This is a genomic window from Dactylosporangium sp. NPDC051541 (assembly GCF_044454505.1).
In the GTDB taxonomy this organism is placed as follows: domain Bacteria; phylum Actinomycetota; class Actinomycetes; order Mycobacteriales; family Micromonosporaceae; genus Dactylosporangium.
The window spans coordinates 945,550-967,207 of the sequence record NZ_JBITDU010000001.1 but is presented as its reverse complement, the minus strand read 5'-3'; the positions used below and the strand labels follow the sequence as shown (position 1 = coordinate 967,207).

The following is a 21,658-nucleotide window of genomic DNA, read 5'->3' as shown; positions in this document are numbered from 1 at the left end:
TCCCGTTCGAAGCACGGGTGCGCAGTGCTGAACCTGGCAAGGCCGAGCCAAGGCCCGAGGGAGAGACAGTGAACGCCGAACGAAGCGTGGGCCGCCGTGGAGATGGATGACCGATCGGGCGATACGCGGATCCGCCTAATCGCGCGGGCTTATGCGGATAAGGACCTTGCCGATCGCGCCGCCCTCGACCGCGGCGTGCGCGGCCGCCGCGTCGGCGAGCGCGAACTCGTGGAACGGCACACCCGCCTCGGCGCCGAAGCGCAGCGCGCCCGCGGCCAGCGCGGCGTTGACGGCGGCGGCGCCCTCGGCCAGGGCCGGGCGCGGGACGGTATAGAGCAGGACGAACTGGTATCGCACGTTGAGCACCATATGGCGGCGGACGTCCACGTCCAGCGGCCCTCCGGAGCTGTCGTTGGCATACACCGCGATCGTCCCGCCGGAGCGCAGCACGGCCAGGTTGAGCTCGGCGTTGTGCGCGGCCGCCACCTCGACGACCACGTCCACCCCGTCCGGCAGCGCCGCCCGGAGCCGGTCGGCGGCGTCGGCGTCGCGGTAGTGCACGACGTGGTGGGCCCCGGCCCGGCGGGCCAGCTCGGCCTTCTCCGCGCTGCTGACGGTGGCGGCGACGGTCGCACCGGCCCAGACCGCGAGCTGGATGGCGGCGTTGCCGACCGCGCCCGCGCCCCCGGCGACCAGGACGTTGCGGCCGGCCAAGGCGCCCGGGGCCAGCCGCGCGGGCGCGCCCTCGTGCACGGTGAGGGCCCGGTGCGCGGTCATCGCGGGGACACCGAGGCTCGCACCGGCCTCGAACCCCACCCCGTCCGGCAGCGGAATCGCCCGGTCCGCCGGCACCACCGTGTACTCCTGCGCCGTCCCGCTGCCCGGCCGCTGGTAGGCGGCCATGACCAGCCACACCCGGTCGCCGACGGCCAGCCCGGTCACCCCGGCGCCGACGGCGTCGACGACGCCCGCACCGTCCTGGTTGGGCACCTGGCCCTCGGCGGCCACCGGGGCCATGGCGGTGGCGCCGGTGCGGGTCTTCCAGTCGGTCGGGTTGACCCCGGACACGACGACGCGGACGCGGACCTCGCCGGGGCCCGGCTCCACGATGTCCCGCTCGGCCTCGTGCAGCACCCCGGCCGCGCCGAACTCGGAGTAGACGATCGCCCTGTTCTTAGCAGTCATGCACCGACACTATGCCGCCAGGCGCGCCGCGACCGCCTTCAGGAACAGGGTGGCGTCGCGGCCGTTGAGGACCCGGTGGTCGTACGCCAAACCGAGCCGGACGTGCCCGTCGACCCGCCCGGTGAGCGAGACGGCGCAGGTCGTGCCGGGCCGGACCAGGGGCACGGCCGCGGTCACGTCCGGGTCGGTGTGCAGGGCGAGCAGGATGGCCGGGGCGGCGAGGTCGGCCGGGCGGAAGGAGCCGCGCAGGGCGGTGGTGCGCAACTCCATCAGGCGGGCCGCGACGTCGGCCACGGACAGCGCGGGCACGTCGCGGACGACCGGCACGTGCAGGCCCCGGCCGACGTCGACGGTGACGCCGATGTCGATCGCGGCGTGGCGGCGCACCCGGTCCGGCGGGACGAACGCGGCGAAGCAGTGCGGGTGCTCGGCCGCGACCGCGCCGATCGCCGCGATGGTCAGCTCGGGAAGACCGATCATCCGGCGGTACTCGCGGGAAAGGGCCCGGGCCTTGCCGACGTCCACGGCAACACGCACGGCCACGAACGCCTGCGGTATGGCGAGGGACTCGGTCACCACGGCGGCCACGGCCCGCTGGACCGCGGGCAGCCGCTCGTCGGTGGCCGGCCCGTCCAGGTCGGCCGCCCGGACCACCTTGAGCCCCAGCGCCCGCACCTCCTCGCGGGAGATCCCGCGCTCGGCCATGACCCGCAGCGCCGGCTCCGTGATCACGATATCCGACATTTCCGAAATGTCGGGCGGGGTGGTGGGCGCCGCAAGCGCGGCCTGCGTGGGCGCGGGCGCGGCGGGCGTGGCCTGTGTGGGCGCGGGCGCGGCGGGCCCGGCCGCGGCCGCCTCGAGTCGCCCGATCACCGTGCCGGGAGCGCAGGCGCCGCCGGCGGCGATGAGCTGGCGCAGGTAGCCCTCGCCGACACTGGGCAGCTCCTCGGCCGCCTTCGACGTCTCCACCGTCGCGACGGGATCCCCGGCCGCGACGAAGGCACCGGGCGCGGCGATCCACTCGAGCAGCGTGTACTCGGCGTCGTTGTTGTTCAGCTTCGGCACGCGAATGTCGGTCACGTCAGAGCACCCACGATCGTCGAGGACTGGACGAGCACCGACCGCTCCAGGTGGGCCGCGGTCGGGACCACCGTGTCGGCGGCGTGCAAGGTCCGCACCGGGCGGCCGCAGTCGCGCAGCTGGTAGGCGACCTCGGTGGCCCAGGAGGCGCCGGGCGGGCCGTCCTCGACGACCAGGATCCGCCGGGCCGGGTGGCGCCGGACGGGCTCCGGGTCCCAGGGGTAGAGGCGGGTCGGCACGTGCAGCGCGCCGCCCAGCTCGTGCCGCATCAGCAGCGTCTGCATGGCGTCTAGGGCGCGGTGCGCGAGGCCGCCGGGCGCGACGATGAGGTAGTCGTCGGGCGGGACACCGTCGATGAGGACGACGTCGCGGTCCTGGTCGAAGGTGAACAGCGCGGGGAGGCCCATCGACCGGCTGTACAACACCTTGTCCTCGAACAGGATCGCCGGTCGGCCGGTGGCCAGGATCGACCGGAGCAGCGGCAGCGGCTCGTGGAACGGGCTGAGCTCGTTGACGTCGAGGCCGGGCACGCCGAGGAAGTGCTTCTGCGGGCTCTGGCTGTGCGTGGGGCCGTAGCCGCGGTTGCCGCCGGTCGGGCAGCGCACGATCAGCGGCATCGGCACCGGGCGGCCGAACATCGCGGTCGACTTGGCGGCCACGTTGACGATCTGGTCGAAGGCGAGGAGCGCGAAGTCGGCGAACATGATCTCGACGATCGCCTTGTCGCCGGCGAGGGCGAGGCCGTTGGCGACGCCGACGATCGCGGCCTCGCTGATCGGGGTCCCCAGCACCCGGTCCGGGAAGCGGGTGGAGAGGCCGCGGGTCACCTTGAAGGCCCCGCCGTAGGGGTCGGTGATGTCCTCGCCGAGCAGGTACAGCGCCGGGTCGTCGGCCAGCAGCGCGCCGAGGGCGGCGTTCAGCGCGTCGGCCACCCGGGTCATCGGGCGTCCCAGGTGGACGGTGGGCGGGCGGTGACGTCGGCGACGACGGCCGCGATCCGGTCCCGCTGCTCGATGTCGAGAACAGAGCCCTGGTGGCGGGGGTACCAGTCCGGCAGCGCGGCGACCGCGGGCGCGGGACGGGTGTCGTCGCCCTTGCTGTGCGGGCCGAGGCGGTGCGTGGCGAACTCGACGACCAGCGGGCCGGCGCCGTCGCGGACGTGCTTGAGCGGCTCCTCGAGCATCGCCCGCACCGCGGCCACGTCGTCGCCGAGGTCGGGGACGGCCAGGTGGGCGACGCCGAACGCGGCCGCCCGGGCGGCGATCGTGCCGGCCATCGCCCGCGCGGACGGGGTGCTCTGGGCGATGCCGTTGTGCTCGACGGCGACGAGCAGCGGCAGGCGCCACAGCGCGGCGAGGTTCAGCGCCTCGTAGACGGCGCCCTCGCCCCAGGTGCCGTCGCCGATGAACGCGCACGCCAGCCGGCCCGGCTCCGACCGGGTCAGGTGCAGTGCGGCACCGGCGGCGAGGGGCAGGCTCTCGCCCTGCACGCCGGTCGACAGGTAGCGGCCCCGCCGCAGGTGCTGACTCCCGCCGACACCGTTGCACACGGCCCCGTCCCGCCCCATGATCTCGGCGAGCAGGCCGGCCGGGTCGTCGAAGCGGGCCAGGTAGTGCCCGTGGCCGCGGTGGTTGCTGAACACGAAGTCGTCCGGGTCGAGCAGCGGCAGCAGCGCGACCGGCACCGCCTCCTGCCCGAGGCAGGTGTGCGTCGTCCCGTGCAGCAGCCCCTGCGCGAACAGCTCCAGCAGGGCGCGCTCGAAGTGCCGGATCAGCAGCAGCGTCCGCAGATCCGTGCTCACAGGTTCACCAGGTACTGCTCGAGCGCCCCGGCGTCCAGCCCGGCCACGAAAGCGCTGGCGGCCGCACGACTCTGAGCGGACAGCGCCACATCAATGCCGTCAAGGGCCTCAAGCCAAGGCACAAGATTCTGCGGTGGTACTGCCGGTCGCGGATACGCCTCCCCCGCGCGCTGCGGTTCATAGTGCGTGATCGGGTTGACCGGCAGCAGATGCGGCACGCCGAGCATGGCCTCCCGCAGCCCGCCGACATCCGCGGCGAGGACCGGAATACCGTGCAGCATCGCCTCCACGGCGGTGTACCCGAACGTCTCGTCCCACAGCGACGGCATCAGCAGTGCCCGGCTCCCGCGCAGCACGTCGGCGATGTCGGGCGCGGCCGCGACGATCTCGATGTTGGGCCGGGTCGCGAGTTCGGGATCGATTCCGCCCCATGTCGGCACAGCCCGGAATCGCAGGTCCGGGCGGGCGTCGGCCAGCCCGAGCAGGATCGGCAGTCCCTTGAAGCCGCACGGGTTGACCATCGTCACCGGTCCCGACGGATCGGAGAGATCCGGAAATGGCGGCGGGCCGTAGACGTGCGGGTAGAGCACGGTCGACTCCAGGCCGCCGTGCTCCAGAACGTAGTCGTGCGCGGCCCGGCTCACCGACACGATGCCCCGCGCCCGCGCGACCAGGCGGCGGCCGGACTGGCTCGGGTAGAACGTGCGCGGCCCGAACGGCAGCTGCTGGAGGGTGTGCACCAGGTACACCACCCGCTCCGGCGCCGCCCGCAGCGCCGACCCGAGCACCATCAACCCCGGGTCGTCCGACGGCACGAGCACCCGGTCCGGTTCTTCGGCCGCGATGACCTCCCGTACCAGCTTCGGCAGCCGCGGGCCGGCGGCCGCGAACACCTCGACCCCGGCGACCGTGTGCACGCCGGCCTCGCCGCGGGTCACGGCGACGCAGCGGTGCCCGCGGGCGGCCAGCTCCTCCAGCAGCAGCCGGTTGGACTTGGTGGCCCCGCCGTGGCCGGGCCGGTACGGCATGTTCTGCGCGAGCAGGACGCGCATGTCACTCAGCCCGGCTCAGCAGCGCGGCCACCTCGGCGTCGGTCATCGCGTCGAGCTCGGCCACGGCCGCGGCGAGGCGGGTCCGCTCGATCGCCCGGGCCGCGGCGGCGACCGTGAGGTCCTCCTCGAACAGCTCGTCGACGGGCAGCTCCAGGCCCATCTCGGCCTGGACCCGGGCCAGGAAGCCGACCAGCACGAGCGACTCGCCGCCCAGGTCGAAGAAGTCGTCGCCGGCCGCCGCGGGCCGCAGCCCGAGGTCGGTCCAGATCCGCGCGACGGCGGTCTCGTCCGGTGTCATCCCCGCCCCCGTAAGCTCGCCGGTCGCATGTCGGTCCAGACCGCGTCGATGTGGTCCAGGCACTCCTGCTTCGGCCCGCGCTTGCCCTCGGCCCGCCACCCGGCGGGCACCTCGTCGTCGGCGGGCCAGATCGAGTACTGCTCCTCGTCGTTGAGCACGACGACGTATTCATCCATGGCTCTGCTCCTTCCGTTGCTGGCGGACCTGGGCACCGATCAGGTCGTCGGGGGCCGCGTCGGGGACCCGCTCGTCGAAGCGGGCCAGGCTCGGCAGCCGCAGCGACACCAGCACCTGGACCACCATCACGGCCGCCAGCAGCAGGAACAGCAGCGCGGTGCCGCGGCCGGGGCCGGTGCCGATGAGCGCGCCGACGCTGCCGGCGAGGGCGCCGCCGGGGGCGAGCAGCGGGTCGAGGAGGTGGCGGCCGAGCGGGGCCACGACCGCGTAGCCGATCGGGATGGTCGAGAAGGCGATGACGGTGTTGACCGCGAAGACCCGGCCGTGGAAGCGCTGCGGCACCTTCACCTGGACGATCGTCGTGTAGACGCCGTTGGCCAGGGTCAGCCCGAGCGACATGCCGAGCGCGCCCGCGCCGACCAGCAGCTCGCTCGGCCGCAGCCCGGGCAGGGCGCTGGACACGGCGAGGCCGAGCACGACCAGGAGCATCCCGCGGACCCGGTGCCGGCGCGGCCCGCCCCAGAAGCTCATGAGCAGCCCGCCGGCGATCGCGCCGAGCCCGCCGGCCATGCTGACCCGGGCCACCGCCTCGAGGTCGGCGAACGACAGCACGAGCGGCGACAGCAGCAGGAACAGCGGGGTCATGAACAGGTTGAGGACGGCGAAGAAGAGCAGGACGGGGCGGAGGCTGCCGGCGCCGAGGGCGTAGCGCCACCCGCCGACGACCTCCTGCCAGAACGTCTCCCGGCGGACCCAGGCCAGGGTCTTCGGAAACTTGACGGCCAGGGTGACCCCGACCGCGGCCACGTAGCTGACGACGTCGAACGCGAGCACGCCGCGCAGTCCGACGGTGGCCATGAGCCCGGCCGCGACGAGCGGGACGAGGAACTGCCCGGCCCCGAAGCTGAGCTGGACCATGCCGTTGGCGTGGCCGAGGTAGCGCTTGGGCACGAGCTGCGGCACCGCCGACGAGAACGCCAGCCGCTGGAACGTGAGCGCCACGGACAGCACGACGAGCAGGCCGTAGACGTGGCCGACCCGCAGCGTGCCGGTCAGGGCGAGGGCGAGCAGGACGGCCTGGCTGGCCCCGGCCCCGACGTCGCCGGCCAGCATCACTTTGCGGCGGTCGAAGCGGTCGACGACGGCCCCGGCGAACGGGGCGACGAGCATGCCGGGGACGAGGCCGAGGACCGCGAACACGGCGAAGCGCACCAGGGAGCCGGTCTGCAGGTAGATCCAGAGCGGGAGGGCGAACTCGGTCAGCGCCGAGCCGATGATGGACACCAGCTGCCCGGCCGCGACCGCCATGAACCGGCCGAGCGACGGCTCCGGCCCGTCGATCCGCTCGATCGTCGAGGACCGGGCGGCGACCTCCCAGCCGCCGTCGGGGTCGCGCTGCCGCTCGTCGGAGCGGTGGACCTCGGTGACGATGTGGGCCAGCTCGTCCGCGCGGTACTTCAGGAAGAAGTGCCCGGCCTCGTCGAGTACCACCAAAGCGGTTTGGCCCGTCAGGAAGTGCCATTCCCGATAGCGCTCGCCGTAGAACTCGGTCTGGGTGTCCTGGCTGCCGACGACGGAGACGATCGGCGCCCGGATCGGCGTGACGTGCGAGGCGAACAGGCCGGTGAAGTACTCCTCGGCCAGCCGCGTGTGCTCGCGCATGTTGCGGATGATGAGGTCGGCCTCGTCCTTGTCGAACTCGGCCATCTCCACGCCCATCGAGCGCAGCCAGTTCTCGTAGACCCGGTTGGACAGCAGCGCCTCGCGCCCGGCCAGCTTCGCCAGCAGCCCGCTGAACCGGCCGGTGGGGCGGGCGAACGGGAACACGGCCCCGATGTAGACGGCGTCGACGGTCCGGCCGGCCGCTTCCAGGCGCCGGGCCAGCTCGACGGCGACGGATGAGCCGACGCCGCAGTGGCCGTAGACGATGAGCGGGCCCTCGACCCGCTCCAGGACCTCGGCGGTGAGCCTGCTCGCCAGCTCCTCGAACGGCAGCGCCGCCTCGCGGACGCCGATGTCCTGGCCGGGGATGGCGACCGCGTACAGCGACCAGTCCTTGGGCAGGGCGTCGGCGAGGGGCTGGTAGACGACCGCGCTGCCGCCGCCGTAGGGCACCGCGACGATCGACGCGGTGCGGGTCTTCGTGGACGTCAGCTCGTAGAGCAGCTTCCGCGGGCCCCGGTCGGCGTCCGGCGACAGCAGCCGGGCCAGCTCCCGGACGGTCTTGTACTGGAACACGTCCAGCACCGACACCCCTGACCCGTGCTTGCGCAGCCGGGCCACGACCTGGGTGGCGACCAGCGAGTGGCCGCCGAGGTCGAAGAAGTCGTCCTCGGCCCCGACCCGCTCGACGCCCAGCAGCTCCTGCCACACGCCCGCGACCAGCCGCTCGGCGTCGGTGGCCGGCTCGACGAACTCGACGTCGGCGCGGCGGGTCACGGTCGGTGCGGGCAGGGCCCGGCGGTCGAGCTTGCCGTTCGGGGTGAGCGGCAGCGCGTCGAGGTGCACGAACGCCGACGGCACCATGTAGTCGGGCAGGGTCCGCTTCAGCAATGCCCGCAGGTCCTGCTCGGGGCCGGCCACGTAGGCGACCAGGCGGTCGTCGAGCACGACCACGGCCGCGTCCTCGACCGCCGGCGCGGCCCGGACGGCGGCCTCGATCTCGCCGAGTTCGATGCGCAGGCCGCGCAGCTTGACCTGGGTGTCGAGGCGGCCGAGGAAGTCGATGGTGCCGTCGGGGCGGCGGCGGGCGAGGTCGCCGGTGGCGTACATGCGGGCCCCGGGCGGGCCGTAGGGGTCGGGGCGGAACTTGTCGGCGGTCAGGGCCGGGCGGCCGTGGTACCCGCGGGCGAGGGCGACCCCGGCGATGAACAGCTGCCCGGGGACGCCGACGGGCGCGGGCCGGAGGCGCTCGTCGAGGACGTAGAGGGCGACGTTCTGGATCGGGGCGCCGATCGGCACCCGGGCCAGGCCGGCCAGGGCGTCGCCGTCGCAGTGCCAGGCCGACACGTCGATCGCGGCCTCGGTCGGGCCGTAGAGGTTGTGCAGCTCGGCCGGGAGGGTGGCCAGGCAGCGGCGGGCGAGGTCGGCCGGGAGCGCCTCGCCGCTGCAGACGATGGTGCGCACCGACGTGCACGCGGCCACGTCGTCGGTGGCCAGGAACACGGCCAGCATCGACGGGACGAAGTGCAGGGTGGTGATCTGCTCGGCCCGGATGAGGTCGCGCAGATACTCGGCGTCGCGGTGCCCGCCCGGCGCGGCGAGGACCAGCCGGGCCCCGGCCAGCAGCGGCCAGAAGAACTCCCAGACGGACACGTCGAAGCCGGCCGGGGTCTTCTGCAGCACGGCGTCGCCGGGGCCGAGGGCGAACCGGCGCCGCATCCAGTCGAGCCGGTTGAGCAGGGCGCGGTGGGTGTTGGGGACGCCCTTGGGCCGCCCGGTCGAGCCGGACGTGTAGATGACGTAGGCGACGTCGTCGAGGCCCGGGTCCGTGAACCCGTCGCCGGCCTCGGCCTCGGTCAGGTCCTCGAGGGGCCGCGCGCCGCAGTCGGCCCGCATGAATTCGAGGCGTTCGGCCGGATACTCGGGGTCGAGCGGCACGTAGGCGGCCCCGGCCCGCAGGATCGCGAACAGGGCCACGACGAGGTCGAGGGACCGCTCGGCGCGGACCGCGACGAGGCTCCCGCGCGGGATGCGGGCGGCCAGGCGGGCCGAGCGCTCGTCGAGCTCCCCGTAGGTCAGGTGCCGGCCCTCGAAGGTGACCGCGACGGCGTCGGGCTGGGCCGCCATCCGGGCCGCGATCAGCGCCGGGACCGTGGCCGCCGGCAGCTCGACCGGCTCGGGTGGCGGCAGGACCAGGGCCCGCTCGGCCGGGTCGAGCAGGTCCACGTCGGACAGTCGCCGGTGCGGGTCGGCGACGACGGCGGCGAGGAAGCGGCGGAAGTGCCCGGCGAAGCGGACCGCGGTGTCGGGCGCGAACAGGTCCGTGTTGTAGACGACCGTCGCCCACAGCTCCTCGGGGGCCTCCCGGCAGTACAACTCCAGCTCGAACCGGGTCGCGGAGACCGGCGCGGGCCACTGCTCCAGCGTGAGCCCGGCCCACTGCGGGACCGCGGGCTGGTCGTAGTTCTGCAGCGCGAAGAGGGTCTGGAACACCGGCGAGCGCCGCACGTCCCGCGGGACGTTGAGTTCCTGGACCAGCTGTTCGAAGGGCAGATCCTGGTGGTGGTACCCGTCCAGGCAGACGTCCTTCACGCGCTGGAGGAGCTCGGCGAAGCTCGGGTCCCCGGCGAGCGGCGCGCGCACCGGCACCGTGTTGACGAACATGCCGATGAGCTGCTCCAGCTCGGGCTGCTGCCGGCCGGCCACCGGCGAGCCGACGGCGAAGTCGGTCTGCCCGGTCAGCCGGCCCAGCACCGCCTGGAACGCGGCCAGCAGCACCATGTGCAGCGTGACGCCGTGGTCGCGGGCGAGGGCATGCAGCTCGTCGCGCAGCCCGACGGCGAAGCTGTGCTCGGCCCCGCTGAACGTCTGCCGGGCCGGGCGCGGGTGGTCGGTGGGCAGGTCCAGCGGCTCGACCCCGGCGAGGGTGGCCCGCCAGTATTCGACGCTGCCGGCGAGGCCGGTGTCGGCCCGCTGCCAGGCGGCGAAGTCGCGGTAGCGGACCGGCAGCGCGGGCGGGGTCGCACCGGCGTAGAGGGTGGCCAGCTCGGCCGCGAACCGGTCCATCGACCACCCGTCGGCCGCGATGTGGTGCACCGCGATGGCGAGCAGGTGCTCGTCCGCCGCGGCGCGGACCAGGGCGGCCCGCAGCATCGGGGCGGTGGCCAGGTCGAACGGCTGGGCCAGGAAGGTTTCGAGGTCCTCGCGCGGGAGGTCCGGCAGTGGCACCGGAGCGGGTGGGTCGATGCGGAGCTCCGGCCTCCCGTCGCCCGCGTCCACGAAGCGGCTGTGCAGCGGCTCGTGCCGGGCCACCACGCCGCTGATCGCGGCGGCCAGCCGGTCCGGGTCGAGCTCGCCGCGCAGGCGCAGGACGATCGGGATGACGGCCGCGGTGTTGCCGGGTGCGAGCTGCTCCAGGAACCAGAAGCGCTCCTGGGCGAACGACAGCGGCGGCGGCCCGTCGTGGGCCGGGATCGTGGTGGCCGCGCGGCCCTTGAGCCGCCGTTCGAGCAGCGCCCGGCGGTCGGCCGATACCGTGGTCATGAGGCCTCCCCGTCGGTCGCCAGCAGGGCCGCCACCTCGTCGTCGCTGAGCGCGTCGAGGTCGGCCACGATGAGCTCCTCGACCGCCACGGCCAGGTCGGCGAGGACCGGGTGGCTGAACATGGTCCGCAGCGGGACCGCGGTGCCGGTGGCCGCCCGCAGCCGCCCGACGACCTTCATCGCCAGCAGTGAGTGCCCGCCGATGCTGAAGAAGTCGTCGTGGACGCCGACCCGGTCGCGGCCGAGCACCTCGCACCAGACCTCGGCGACGAGCTCCTCGGCGGCGTCGCGGGGCGGGACGTACGCGGTCTCGGCCGCTTTCGACGCCACCGCTCGGGGCGCCCGGACGGACCGGAGCAGCGCCGCCCGCTCGGCCGCGTCCCCGCCCGCGTCGACGGCCGACAGGGGGCTGTCCCGGTTGGAGAGCAGGGCGGTGGCGAGGGCCTCGAACCGGTGGGTGAGGGCCTCGGCGGTGGCGCGGTCGAGGAGGTCGGTGCGGTAGCCCAGGACGATCCGCAGCCCGTCGGCGGTCCGCCACAGGTCGAGGCTCAGCTCGTACTTGACCTGGCGGACCCGCGGGTCGTGGAAGGTCGCGGCGACGCCGGGCAGGACGTCGGTGCCGGCCGCCTCCTCGGTGTGCAGGGTGAACATGGTCTGGAACAGCGGGGTGCGGTCGAGCCGGCGGGGCACGTCGACGGCGGCGAGGAGCCGGTCGAAGGGCACGTCCTGGTGCGCGTAGGCGGCGAGCGCGGTGTCCCGGGTGCGGCCCAGCAGTTCCCGGAACGTGGGGTCGCCGGCGAGGTCGGCCCGCAGCGCCAGGGTGTTGACGAAGAACCCGATGAGGTCGGCGACCTCGACGCGGGGCCGGTTCTCGATCGGGGTGCCGACGCAGAAGTCGTCCTGCCCGGTGAGCCGGGCGAGGAGCACCTCGTAGACGGACAGCAGGACCATGAACGGCGTGCACCGGGCTTCGGCGGCGAGCCGGCGGACGCCGGTGGCGAGGCTGGCGGGCAGGTCGTGGACGACGAAGTCGCCGGTGGACGCGGCCATCTCGGGGCGGGGGTGGTCGGTGGGCAGGTCGAGGACGGGGACGCCGGTGAGCTGCCCGCGCCAGTATTCGAGGGAGTCGCTGCCGGGCCGGGTGCGCTCCCAGCCGGCGAAGTCGCCGTACTGGACGGGCAGCGGTTCGAGGCGCTCGCCGGCGTAGGCGGCGCGCAGTTCCCGCACGAGGACGCCGAGGGACCGCCCGTCGGCCGCGATGTGGTGCACGACCAGGCAGAGGACGTGCTCGTCGGACCGGTCGGGGTCGGGGACGATCCCGGCCCGCAGCAGGAGCCCGGCTTCGAGGTCGAAGGGCACGTTGGTCCAGCGCTCGATGTCGTCGCCGAGCCGCAGGACGACCCGCTGCTCGGTGACTTCGGCGACGGGCCCGTCGTCGCCGCCGAGGAACCGCGTCCGCAGGGCCTCGTGCCGGGCGACGACGGTGTTGAGGGCCGCCTCGAGCCGGCCGGTGTCGATCGCCCCGACCAGCCGGTAGGCGACCGCGATGTTGTAGGAGGCGTCGGAGGGGTCGAGCTGGTGCAGGAACCAGAGCCGCTGCTGTCCGTAGGACAGGTTGCCGCGCCGCTGCCCGAGCCGCCGGACGGGCTCTTCCGCCCGATACCTGTCCAGCTCCGCCGCCAGCCCGGCAACGGTGGGCGCGAGGAAGAGCGCCCGGACCGGCACGTCTCTTCCGGTCGCGGCACAGAGCCGGGCGACCGCCGCGATGGCCAGCAGCGAGTGTCCCCCGAGGGCGAAGAAGTCGTCATGGGCCCCGACCCGTTCGACGCCGAGCACCGACGCCCAGATCTGGGCGACCAGGTCCTCGCCGGGCGTCCGGGGCGCGACGTACCCGCCCCCGGCCGCGACGGGAGCCGGCAGCGCCTCCCGGTCGACCTTCCCGTTCCCGGTCAGCGGAATGCGCTCGATCACCATGAGGTGCGTCGGCACGAGGAACGCCGGCAGCCGCTCGGCCAGCCCGGCCCGCAGCGCGCCGGGGTCGAGCCCGTCGCCGGCCGCGTAGCCGGCCAGCGTCCCGTCGCGGACCACGACCGCCGCCTGCCGCACCCCGGGCAGCCCCCCGAGCACGGTCTCGACCTCACCGGGTTCGACCCGATAGCCCCGGATCTTCACCTGGTCGTCGAGCCGCCCGAGGAACTCGAGCCGCCCGTCGCCCCGCCACCGGGCCCGGTCGCCGCTCCGGTAGAGCCGCGTCCCCGGCGGCCCGTACGGGTCGGGGCAGAACCGTTCGGCGGTCCGGCCGGCCGCGCCCAGGTATCCCCGGGCCACCCCGTCGCCGGCGATGCACAGCTCCCCGGGCACGCCCGCCGGGGTGAGCCGCAGCCGCTCGTCGACGATGTACACCCGGGTCCCCGCGATGGGCGTCCCGATGGAGGTCTCGTCGGGTCCGAGGGCCCCGGTGGTGGCGATGACCGTCGTCTCCGTCGGCCCGTAGGTGTTCAGCAGCTCGACCCGGTCCCCCAGGTCCGCGTGCCAGGCGGCGAGCTTGTCGGCCCGCACCGTGTCGGCGCCCAGGATGAGCAGGCGCAGCGACTCGGGCCAGCGCACGGTGCCGACGAGCTCGTGCCAGTAGGGCGTGGGCAGGTCGAGGACGGTGATCGGTTCACGGGCCAGCAGCTCGGGCAGGTCTTCGTCGGGCGGCAGCAGGACCAGCCGCGCGCCTGCGCTGAGGGTCGGCCATACCTCCTCGATGTGCGTGTCGAAGCTGACGGTGGCGAATTGGGCGACGGTGTCGTCGGCGCTCAGGGAGTATCGATGCCGCATCCAGGCGACGCGTGAGCTCAACGCGTGCCGTGTGATGCCGACACCTTTCGGCGTCCCCGTCGACCCGGAGGTGTAGATGACGTAGGCGAGTTCGTTGGGGTCCACGGTGGACTCGTAGGGTTCGCCCAGCTCGACGGCGGTCACGGTCAGCGCGCAGCCTTCGGCCAGCAGCTCCCGGCGGGCTTGCGGGTAGCGCGGGTCGATCGGCACGTATGCGGCGCCGGCCTTGAGGACCGCGAGCAGGGTGACGATGAGGTCGATGGAGCGGGGCATGAGCACGGCGACGCGATCGTCGGGGTGCACACCCTGCGCGCGCAGCCAACCGGCTTGGCGCGCGGCCCGATCGTTGAGGTCGCCGTAAGAAAGGTGTCCGTCGCCGCAGGAGATTGCGATTGCGGCCGGCTTCCGAGTTGCCACCAAAGTTACCACGTCCGGCGCCGCGCCCAAAGGGCCAGAACCGAGCTCCAGCAATGTTTTCCGCTCCTCGGCCCCCAGCAGGTCCACAGTGGACAGGCGACGCGCGGGGTGCGCGGCGGCGGCCGCCAGCAGACGCTCCAACCGGGTCAGCAACAGCGAGGCGGTGGCCGCGGAGAACAGGTCGGTGCGGTAGTTGAGCGAGAGCTGAACCCCGTCCGGCTCCCGCCAGGCGTCGAGCATCAGGTCGAACTTGGCCTGCGCCAGCCCGTCCTCGGCGTAGGCGGCCTCGATCCCCGGCAGCAGCTCGGTGCCCGCCCCCTCCTCGGTGTGCAGGATGAGCATCGTCTGGAACAGCTCGGTCCGGGACGGGTCACGGGGCAGGTCGAGCTCGGCCGCCAGCCGCTCGAACGGGATCTCCGGGTGCGCGTAGGCGCCGAGGGCGACCTCGCGGACCCGCCCGAGCAGCTCCGCGAACGTCGGGTCGCCGGACAGGTCGGTCCGCAGCACGAGCGTGTTGACGAACATGCCGATGAGGCCGCTCAGCTCCGGCCGGGCCCGGTCGGAGACGGAGGTGCCGACGCTGATGTCGGTCTGGCCGGTGTGCCGGGCCAGCAGCGCCTGGTAGCCGGCGAGCAGGACCATGAACGGGGTGCAGCCGTGTGCGCTGCCGACCCGGTCCAGGGCTTCCATCAGGGACGCGCTGAGGCGGCGGCGGGCGAACGCGCCCCGCGAGGTCTGCACGGCCGGGCGGGGACGGTCGGTCGGGAGGTCGAGGTGGGGCACCCCCCGCAGGCGCCGGGTCCAGTAGGCCAGGTCCCGCTCGTCGCCCCGCGCGCGCTGCCATTCGGCGAAGTCGCAGTACCCGACGAGCAGCTCTGGCAGTGCTCTTCCGGCATAGGCCGCGTGCAGCTCCTCGGTGAAGATGCCGAGGGAGCGGCCGTCGCCGGCGATGTGGTGCATGACCAGGCCGAGAACGTGCTCGCCGGTGCCCGTCTCGACCAGTCCGGCCCGCAGGAGCATGCCCGAGGTGAGGTCGAACGGGCGGTTGGTCCACCGGGGCACGTCGGCGAGGGTGCCGCGCTCCAGCACCGGGCGGTTGCCGGTGACGATCTGGCGGGGCTCGCCGTCGGCCTCGTAGAAGCGGGTGCGCAGGGTGTCGTGGCGCTCGACGACGACCTCCAGCGCGGCCTGGAGCCGTCGCGGGTCGAGGGGGCCGCGGAGCCGGTAGACCAGCGTCATGTTGTACGCGGCGTCCTCGGGCTCCAGGACCTGCAGGAACCACAGCCGCAGCTGGGCCGGGGACAGCGGGGCCGGCGCGGCCGGGTCGGGGCGGGGCACGACCGGCACGTCACGGGTCCGGTCGGGCGCGTTGACGAGCTCGTCGACGGCGGCGGCGAGCGCGGCCACGGTCGGGTTGGCGAAGATCGTCCGGACCGCGACCTCGTAGCCGCAGGCGACGGAGAGCCGGGCGGCGACCGTCATCGCGGGCAGGGAGTGCCCGCCGAGAGCGAAGAAGTCGTCGTCGACGCCGATGTCCCGGCGTTGCAGGGCGGCCGACCAGACCTCGGCGACCAGGCGCTCGGTCGCGGTCCGCGGCGCGACCCCGGTGCCGGTGACCGGCTCGGGGTCGGGGAGCGCGGCCCGGTCGAGCTTCCCGTTCGGCGTCAGGGGCAGTGCGTCGAGCCGGCAGTACACCCGGGGAATCATGTAGCCGGGGAGCTTCTCGGCGAGGTCGTTGCGCTCGGGTGCGCCGACGAGGTAGGCGACGAGGCGGTCGCCGCGCACCGCGACCGCGGCCTGGCGCACGCCCGGGAGCGCGGCCAGGTGGGCCTCGATCTCGCCGAGCTCGATGCGGTGGCCGGCCAGCTTGACCTGGTTGTCGGCCCGGCCCAGGAAGCGCAGCTGGCCGTCGCCGCCCCAGCGGGCGAGGTCGCCGGTGCGGTAGAGCCGGCGGCCGGGCGCGCCCCACGGGTCGGGCCGGAACCGGTCGGCGGTCAGGGCCGGGCGGCCGAGGTAGCCCCGGGCCACGCCGAGCCCGCCGATGCACAGCTCGCCGACGGCACCGGGCGGGAGCTCGTGGCCGTCCTCGTCGCAGATGCGGATGTGGGTGTACCCGATGGGCCCGCCGATCGGCACCTCGTCGGGCTCCGGCGGCACCGTCCAGGCCGCGGACCAGATCGTCGTCTCGGTCGGTCCGTACACGTTGAGCGTCGATCGGCTCTTCGCCCGCAGCTCCCGCGCGAGATCCAGCGGGAGCGCCTCACCGCCGACCAGCGCCGTGACGTCGGGCCGGTCGAAGCCCGCGGCCAGCAGCAGCCGCCAGCGCGAGGGCGTGGTCTGCACGTGCGTGACCCCGGCCCGGGCGATGAGCGCGTCGAGGCGGTGGCCGTCGCGCTGGGCCTCCTCGTCGGCGAGGACGATCCGCCCGCCGGTGACCAGCGGCACGAACAGCTCGAGGCCGGCGATGTCGAAGTTCAGCGAGGTGACGGCGAGCCAGCGGTGGCCGGGCCGGGACTCCAGCCGCGCCGCCATGTCGAGCACGAAGTTGGTGAGCGCGTGGTGTTCGACGACGACGCCCTTGGGCCGGCCGGTCGAGCCGGAGGTGTGCAGCACGTACGCCACGCCCGCGCCCGGGTCGCCGTCGCGCGCGTCCGCGCGGATCAACTCCTGCCGGGCCGGCGGGTAGTCTGGGTCGACGGGCACGTAGGCCGCGCCGGCCCGCCAGACCGCCAGCACCTCCTCGACCAGCTCCGGCGTGCGGCGCAGGGCGATCGGGACGAGGCCGCCGGCTTGCCCGGAAGCGCGCCGGTCCACATTGGCCATCAGCTCGGCGTAGGTGCGGGTCCGGCCGTCGGCGCTCTCCAGCGCGACGGCGTCGGGGGTGCGGGCGGCCTGCGCGTCGATCAGGTCGAGGACGGTGCGCGCGTCCGGGCGCCAGTACGTGACGCGCGGCCGCGCGCGGGGACGGCCCTCGGCCAGGGATCGAACGTGCTCGGCGAAGGGCTCCAGCGCGCCGGGCTCCAGGGCCGAGTACCGGAACGCCAGGTCGGCGCCTCCGTCCGGGTGCGGGGTGGCCTCGACGACGAGGTCGGGCTCGATCCCGGGCACGTCGTGGTGCCAGACCTCGGCCCGCAGCCCCGGCCACGCCTCGGCCCCGCCGGGTGGCTGGTGCAGGTGCAGCGCCACCCGGAACAGCGGCGGCCCGGAGCGGACGGCCTCGAACGGCGCCTCGTTGGCGAGCGCACCGGCGACGGTACGGCGGACCCGGCGCGCCACCTCGGCCAGGTCACGGGCCCCGGCGAGGTCGGTGCGCAGGGCGACCGGGTTGAGGAAGCAGCCGACGACCGGCTCCAGCTCGGGCCGCGGACGGCCGGAGAAGACGGTGCCGATACAGACGTCGCTTTCCCGGGTGTACCGCGAGACGGCGCACGACAGCGCGGAGAGCAGCGCGACGAACGGCGTGGTCCCCTTCCGCAGCGTGCCCGGGGCGAGGGCGAGGCGCAGGGCCTGCGTCGGCGCGCCCGGGGCGTGCTCGCGGGCGAAGGGCAGGCGGGTGTCGCCGAGCCCGGCCAGGCGGTCGCGCCAGTAGCGGCTCCGGGCCTCGGGCACGGCGCGGCCGGCGGACCAGGCGGCGTAGTCGGCGTACTGCAGGGCGGGCGGCGCACCGAGGTCCTCCCCCGCGTACGCCCGCGCGACCTCGCGCCGCACCGTGCCGACCGACTGCTCGTCGAACGCGATGTGGTGTCCGACGAAGAGCAGTACGTGCTCGTCGGGCCCGGTCGCGATCAGCGTGACCCGGAAGATGGGCCCGGTGGCCAGGTCGAACCGCTCGCGCACGGCCTCGGCGGCGATGGTGTGCGGGTCGCCTTCGCGCACGTCGAAGCGGACCTCGGTGCGGTCGAGGATCTTCTGCCCGGGCCGGTCCCCGACCAGTTCGTAGACCGTGCGCATGACCTCGTGGCGGGCCGCGACGGCGACGAACGCGCGGCGCAGGGCGGCCACGTCGAGGCGGCCGCACAGCCGCAGGCCGAATGTGGCCGGCGGGGCGGCGCCGAGCCGGTCGGCCACCCAGATCCGCCGCTGGGCCGGCGAGCACGGGACCGGCCCGTCCAGGGGCCGCGGCCGGGCGGCGATCGGGTCGGGGCGGCTTTGACCGGCTTGCTTCGCGGCAACCAGCCGGGCCAGCGCGGCCCGCCGGTCCGGATCGAGGCTCGCTAAAGCGGGCGTGACCATCAATCGTTTCCCCCGCGAATGATTAGTCCCGGAATACTCACATTTGGAGGCCTTGGGAGCGCTTCCAGTTGACCGCACGCTAACCACGGCGGCCACGGACCGTCAAGGTGCACACATTTCGATCTCTCGAAAAGTCAGTCTTGATCGGCGCGCACGGGCGCGGCCATACTCCACCGCCATGGCCGTCTTCCTGCTCGTCGCGCACGGCACGGCCGGCGACGTCCTGCCCTTCGCCCGCATCGGCGCCGAGCTGGCCGGCCGCGGCCACGACGTGACGCTGATCAGCCACGCCCCGTTCGCCCGGCACGCGCCCTACGGCTTCGCTGCCATCGACACCGAGGAGCGCTACCGCGCGGCCCAGGCCCACACCCACGAGCTGCTCAACGTGCGCCGCTCCGAGGACCTGCGGCGGTACTACGACGAGCGTGGACTCTTCGCGGAGATGGCCCGCGAGGTCGCCCTGCTGACCGAGCGCCACCGCCCCGGCGAGACGGTGCTCGTCGGCCGGCACACGTCGGCGCTGTCGGTGCCGGTCGCCGCCGACCTGCTGTGCGCCCCCGCGGTCTGGGTCGCGGTCGCCCCGGTGCAGGTCATGGTCGCCCCGATCGCCGCGGTGCACGCCCGCAAGGGCCTGGCCTCCGGGATCGACGCGGTGCGGGCCGGCGTGGGCCTGCCGCCGGTCGCCGACTGGCCCGGGTTCCTGCGGATGCCGGTGCTGGGCCTGTGGCCGGGCTGGTTCGACGCGGCCGGCGTGCGGTCGCGGGCCACCCTGACCGGCTTCGTCTGCGGCGACGAGGACGGCGCGGCGGTCACCCTGCCCGGCCGCCCCATCCTGGTGACGGGCGGGACCGGGCAGATGCTGCACCCCCGCTACTACGAGGTCGCCCTGACCGCCGCGGGCCTGGTCGACCACCCCGTCGTCGTGGTCTCACCGGAGCCGGCGGAGGGCTTCGACTGGTACCGCAGCCTGCCGTTCCCGTCCGCGCTCCCCCAGTGCGGCGCGATCCTGCACCACGGCGGGATCGGCACCGCCGCCCGCGCCCTGCTCTCCGGCACCCCGCAGGTCCTGCTGGCGCACGGTGCCGACCGCCCCGACGTCGCCGCCCGCCTGGCCCGCCACGACCTGGCCCGCTGGCTCCCGGCCGACGCCTGGACGGCCGAGGCGGTGGCCGACCGGCTGTGGGCCGCGCTGACCGACACGGGCTACGGCACCCGCACGGCCGCGTTCACCGAGCCGACCTCCGCCGCCCCGGCCCGGGCGGCCGACTTCCTGGAAACGCGGCTCAATCGCGGGCCGTCGATGCCTTAGCAGCCGTCGAAGGTGAAAGTTTCACCGCCGCCAGCAGCGCCGAGTTGATCGCGACCTCGGCCAGCATCCCCGGCGCGGCCACACTGTCGCCGACCAGCCACACCCCCTCGCCGCGGTCGATCGCCGGCCGGTCCCGCCACGAGAAGCCCGGAAGGTCGACCGCGCCCGTGCGCCCGTTGGCGAAGGCGTCCCGCCGCCAGGTGACCCGCTCCCGCCAGCCCGGCAGCGCCACGTCGACCAGCGCCTCCAGCCGCGCCGTCACCGCCGGGACCGGCTCGTCGGCGGCGGCCGGCAGCTCGGCCTGCACCAGCGTGTGCCCGGCCGGGGCCAGGGACGGGTCGGGCCGCGAGTACCGCTCCACGAACCCGCCCTCGTCGAGGTCCGACACCACGAACGGGTCCCGCCGATCGGCCCGCAGCCCCAGGTCCAGCAGCGCCGCCCGCCCGCTCGGCCACCGCAGCGACGCGTCCCCGAGCAGCGCCCGGGCCGCGTCGAGCCCGGTGGCGACGATGACCGGCCCGTCCGGCAGCGCATCCACCCGCTCGCCGGTGGCGATCCGGGCACCGAGCGACCGCGCGTGGGCGGCCATCCGGTCGACCATGGCCGACCAGCCGCCGCGGACGTACCGGACCGCGGGCCACCCCGGTGCCGTCGCCCGCAGCAGCCGCTCCCACACGAACGCGGCCGAGAGCCGGCCGGGGTCGGCCGTGTACGTGATCACGCCGACCAGGCCCGCGGCCGCGCGCGTCGCCGCCGGGCCGAACCGGCGGGTGGCCCAGTCCCCGAACGGCTCGTCGACGGGTGCGCTCAGGCGCCGGTGCGCGACCGCGCGCAGCAGCGCGAGGGGCGGCGCGACGCGGACCCGGCCGTCGCGGCGGAACCGGAACTTCGCGAGCTCGCCCGCGCTCGGCCGGGCGAACGGCTGGACCAGGCCGCGCTCGGCCAGCCAGCGGAAGGGCTCCCCGTCGCTGTACAGCACGTGCGTCCCGTCGTTCGCGACGTACGGTCCGGGCGTGGAGCGGGCCCGGCCCCCGAGCGTGCGATGGGCCTCGTGCAGCGTGACCGCGAGCCCGCGCTCGGCGCACGCGATGGCGGCGGTCAGCCCGGCCACCCCGCCGCCGACGATGGTGATGGAGTTCGTCATGCCGAGGTGGACGTGGCGCCCTCCCCCGGGCGTGACATCGCGGCCAGCTTCTCGGGGTTGGCCACCAGGAACACGGTCCCGATCCGCCCGCCGACCGGGTCCACCGAGAAGACCAGGATCACCCGCGAGCCGACCCGCACGACGATGGCCGGGGCGCCGTTGACGTCCTCGACGGCGATCGCGAACTCGGCCGTCGCCGGCCGCCCGATCGACTCCAGGAAGCGCTGGGCCCCGTCCTCGTTGGAGATCGCGGTGAGGAACCGGCCGACGCGGTCCGCGCCCTCGATGACCCGCAGCGGCGCCTTGGCCCGGCCGCCGCCGTCGCTGACCAGCTTCACGTCGGCGGCGAGCAGCTCGACCAGGCCGGCCAGGTCACCGCCGAAGCAGGCCGCGAGGAAGCGCTCGGTGAGCAGGCGGCGCTGGGCGACGTCGGCCGGGAAGCGCGGGCGGGCCGCGCGGACGTGGTCCCGGGCGCGCCGGGCCAGCTGCCGGGTCGCGTCCTCGCTGCGGCCGATGACCTCGGCTATGTCGGCGTGTGAGAACGCGAACGCTTCGTGGAGTACGAATGCCGCCCGCTCCAACGGCGACAGCGTCTCCAGGACCACCAGGAGGGCCAGCTCCACGCTCTCGGCCAGTTCGGCCCGGCCGGACGGGTCGGGCTCGGTGCTGATGAGCTCGGGCAGCCACGGCCCCGGGTAGGCCTCGCGGCGGGCCCGGGCCTGGCGCAGCCGGTCGATCGCCAGCCGGGTGGTGACCGTGACGAGGAACGCCTGCGGGTTGCCGACCGCGGCCCGGTCCGCCGCCGACCAGCGCAGCCAGGCCTCCTGCACGACGTCCTCGGCGTCGCTGACGGTGCCGAGGATGCGGTAGGCGACGTCGAGCAGCCGGCGGCGGTGCGGGGTGAAGTCATCGGGGCCCATGCGTGACAAGACGTC

At 74.6% G+C, this 21,658-nt stretch carries 12 protein-coding genes; 1 reads left to right on the top strand and 11 read right to left on the bottom strand.

Annotated features, from left to right (window positions below):
- Window positions 1–135 precede the first annotated feature (135 nt).
- From ACIA8L_RS04420 to ACIA8L_RS04380, 9 genes are read right to left on the bottom strand one after another with little or no spacing between them, the layout of a single operon-like run.
- Window positions 136–1,185, bottom strand: a complete 1,050-nt coding sequence (locus ACIA8L_RS04420; RefSeq protein WP_395900286.1) for a zinc-binding dehydrogenase — start codon at window positions 1,183–1,185, stop codon at window positions 136–138.
- A gap of 9 nt (window positions 1,186–1,194) precedes the next feature.
- Window positions 1,195–2,265, bottom strand: coding sequence for a 2-oxo acid dehydrogenase subunit E2 (locus tag ACIA8L_RS04415; protein ID WP_395900284.1), 1,071 nt, complete (start codon window positions 2,263–2,265; stop codon window positions 1,195–1,197).
- Complete coding sequence (locus ACIA8L_RS04410) at window positions 2,262–3,206, bottom strand: alpha-ketoacid dehydrogenase subunit beta (RefSeq protein ID WP_395900282.1); 945 nt, start codon at window positions 3,204–3,206, stop codon at window positions 2,262–2,264. Before ACIA8L_RS04410 ends, ACIA8L_RS04415 begins: the two co-directional genes overlap by 4 nt.
- Window positions 3,203–4,066 (bottom strand): thiamine pyrophosphate-dependent dehydrogenase E1 component subunit alpha, encoded by an 864-nt coding sequence (locus ACIA8L_RS04405; RefSeq protein WP_395900280.1) that lies wholly within the window; start codon window positions 4,064–4,066, stop codon window positions 3,203–3,205. Before ACIA8L_RS04405 ends, ACIA8L_RS04410 begins: the two co-directional genes overlap by 4 nt.
- Window positions 4,063–5,118, bottom strand: coding sequence for a glycosyltransferase family 4 protein (locus tag ACIA8L_RS04400; protein WP_395900278.1), 1,056 nt, complete (start codon window positions 5,116–5,118; stop codon window positions 4,063–4,065). The genes ACIA8L_RS04405 and ACIA8L_RS04400 overlap by 4 nt, the downstream gene beginning before the upstream one ends.
- Window position 5,119: 1 nt before the next feature.
- Window positions 5,120–5,416: a phosphopantetheine-binding protein gene (locus ACIA8L_RS04395; RefSeq protein WP_395900277.1), complete on the bottom strand. Its 297-nt coding sequence runs from the start codon at window positions 5,414–5,416 to the stop codon at window positions 5,120–5,122.
- Window positions 5,413–5,592: an MbtH family protein gene (locus ACIA8L_RS04390; RefSeq protein WP_395900275.1), complete on the bottom strand. Its 180-nt coding sequence runs from the start codon at window positions 5,590–5,592 to the stop codon at window positions 5,413–5,415. Before ACIA8L_RS04390 ends, ACIA8L_RS04395 begins: the two co-directional genes overlap by 4 nt.
- Window positions 5,585–10,798 (bottom strand): amino acid adenylation domain-containing protein, encoded by a 5,214-nt coding sequence (locus ACIA8L_RS04385; protein ID WP_395900273.1) that lies wholly within the window; start codon window positions 10,796–10,798, stop codon window positions 5,585–5,587. The genes ACIA8L_RS04390 and ACIA8L_RS04385 overlap by 8 nt, the downstream gene beginning before the upstream one ends.
- Complete coding sequence (locus ACIA8L_RS04380; RefSeq protein ID WP_395900271.1) at window positions 10,795–18,270, bottom strand: amino acid adenylation domain-containing protein; 7,476 nt, start codon at window positions 18,268–18,270, stop codon at window positions 10,795–10,797. Before ACIA8L_RS04380 ends, ACIA8L_RS04385 begins: the two co-directional genes overlap by 4 nt.
- A gap of 178 nt (window positions 18,271–18,448) precedes the next feature.
- Between ACIA8L_RS04380 and ACIA8L_RS04375 the strand changes: the two genes are divergently transcribed.
- A complete protein-coding gene (locus ACIA8L_RS04375) occupies window positions 18,449–19,579 on the top strand; it encodes a glycosyltransferase (RefSeq protein ID WP_395900269.1) in 1,131 nt (376 codons plus the stop codon).
- On the opposite strand, the gene ACIA8L_RS04370 is transcribed toward ACIA8L_RS04375, so the two are convergent.
- Together ACIA8L_RS04370 and sigJ are read right to left on the bottom strand one after the other, a co-directional pair.
- A complete protein-coding gene (locus ACIA8L_RS04370; protein ID WP_395900267.1) occupies window positions 19,554–20,723 on the bottom strand; it encodes a phytoene desaturase family protein in 1,170 nt (389 codons plus the stop codon). The two genes, ACIA8L_RS04375 and ACIA8L_RS04370, sit on opposite strands and share 26 nt — an antisense overlap.
- A complete protein-coding gene (sigJ, locus tag ACIA8L_RS04365) occupies window positions 20,720–21,643 on the bottom strand; it encodes an RNA polymerase sigma factor SigJ (RefSeq protein WP_395900265.1) in 924 nt (307 codons plus the stop codon). The genes ACIA8L_RS04370 and sigJ overlap by 4 nt, the downstream gene beginning before the upstream one ends.
- Window positions 21,644–21,658 lie beyond the last annotated feature (15 nt).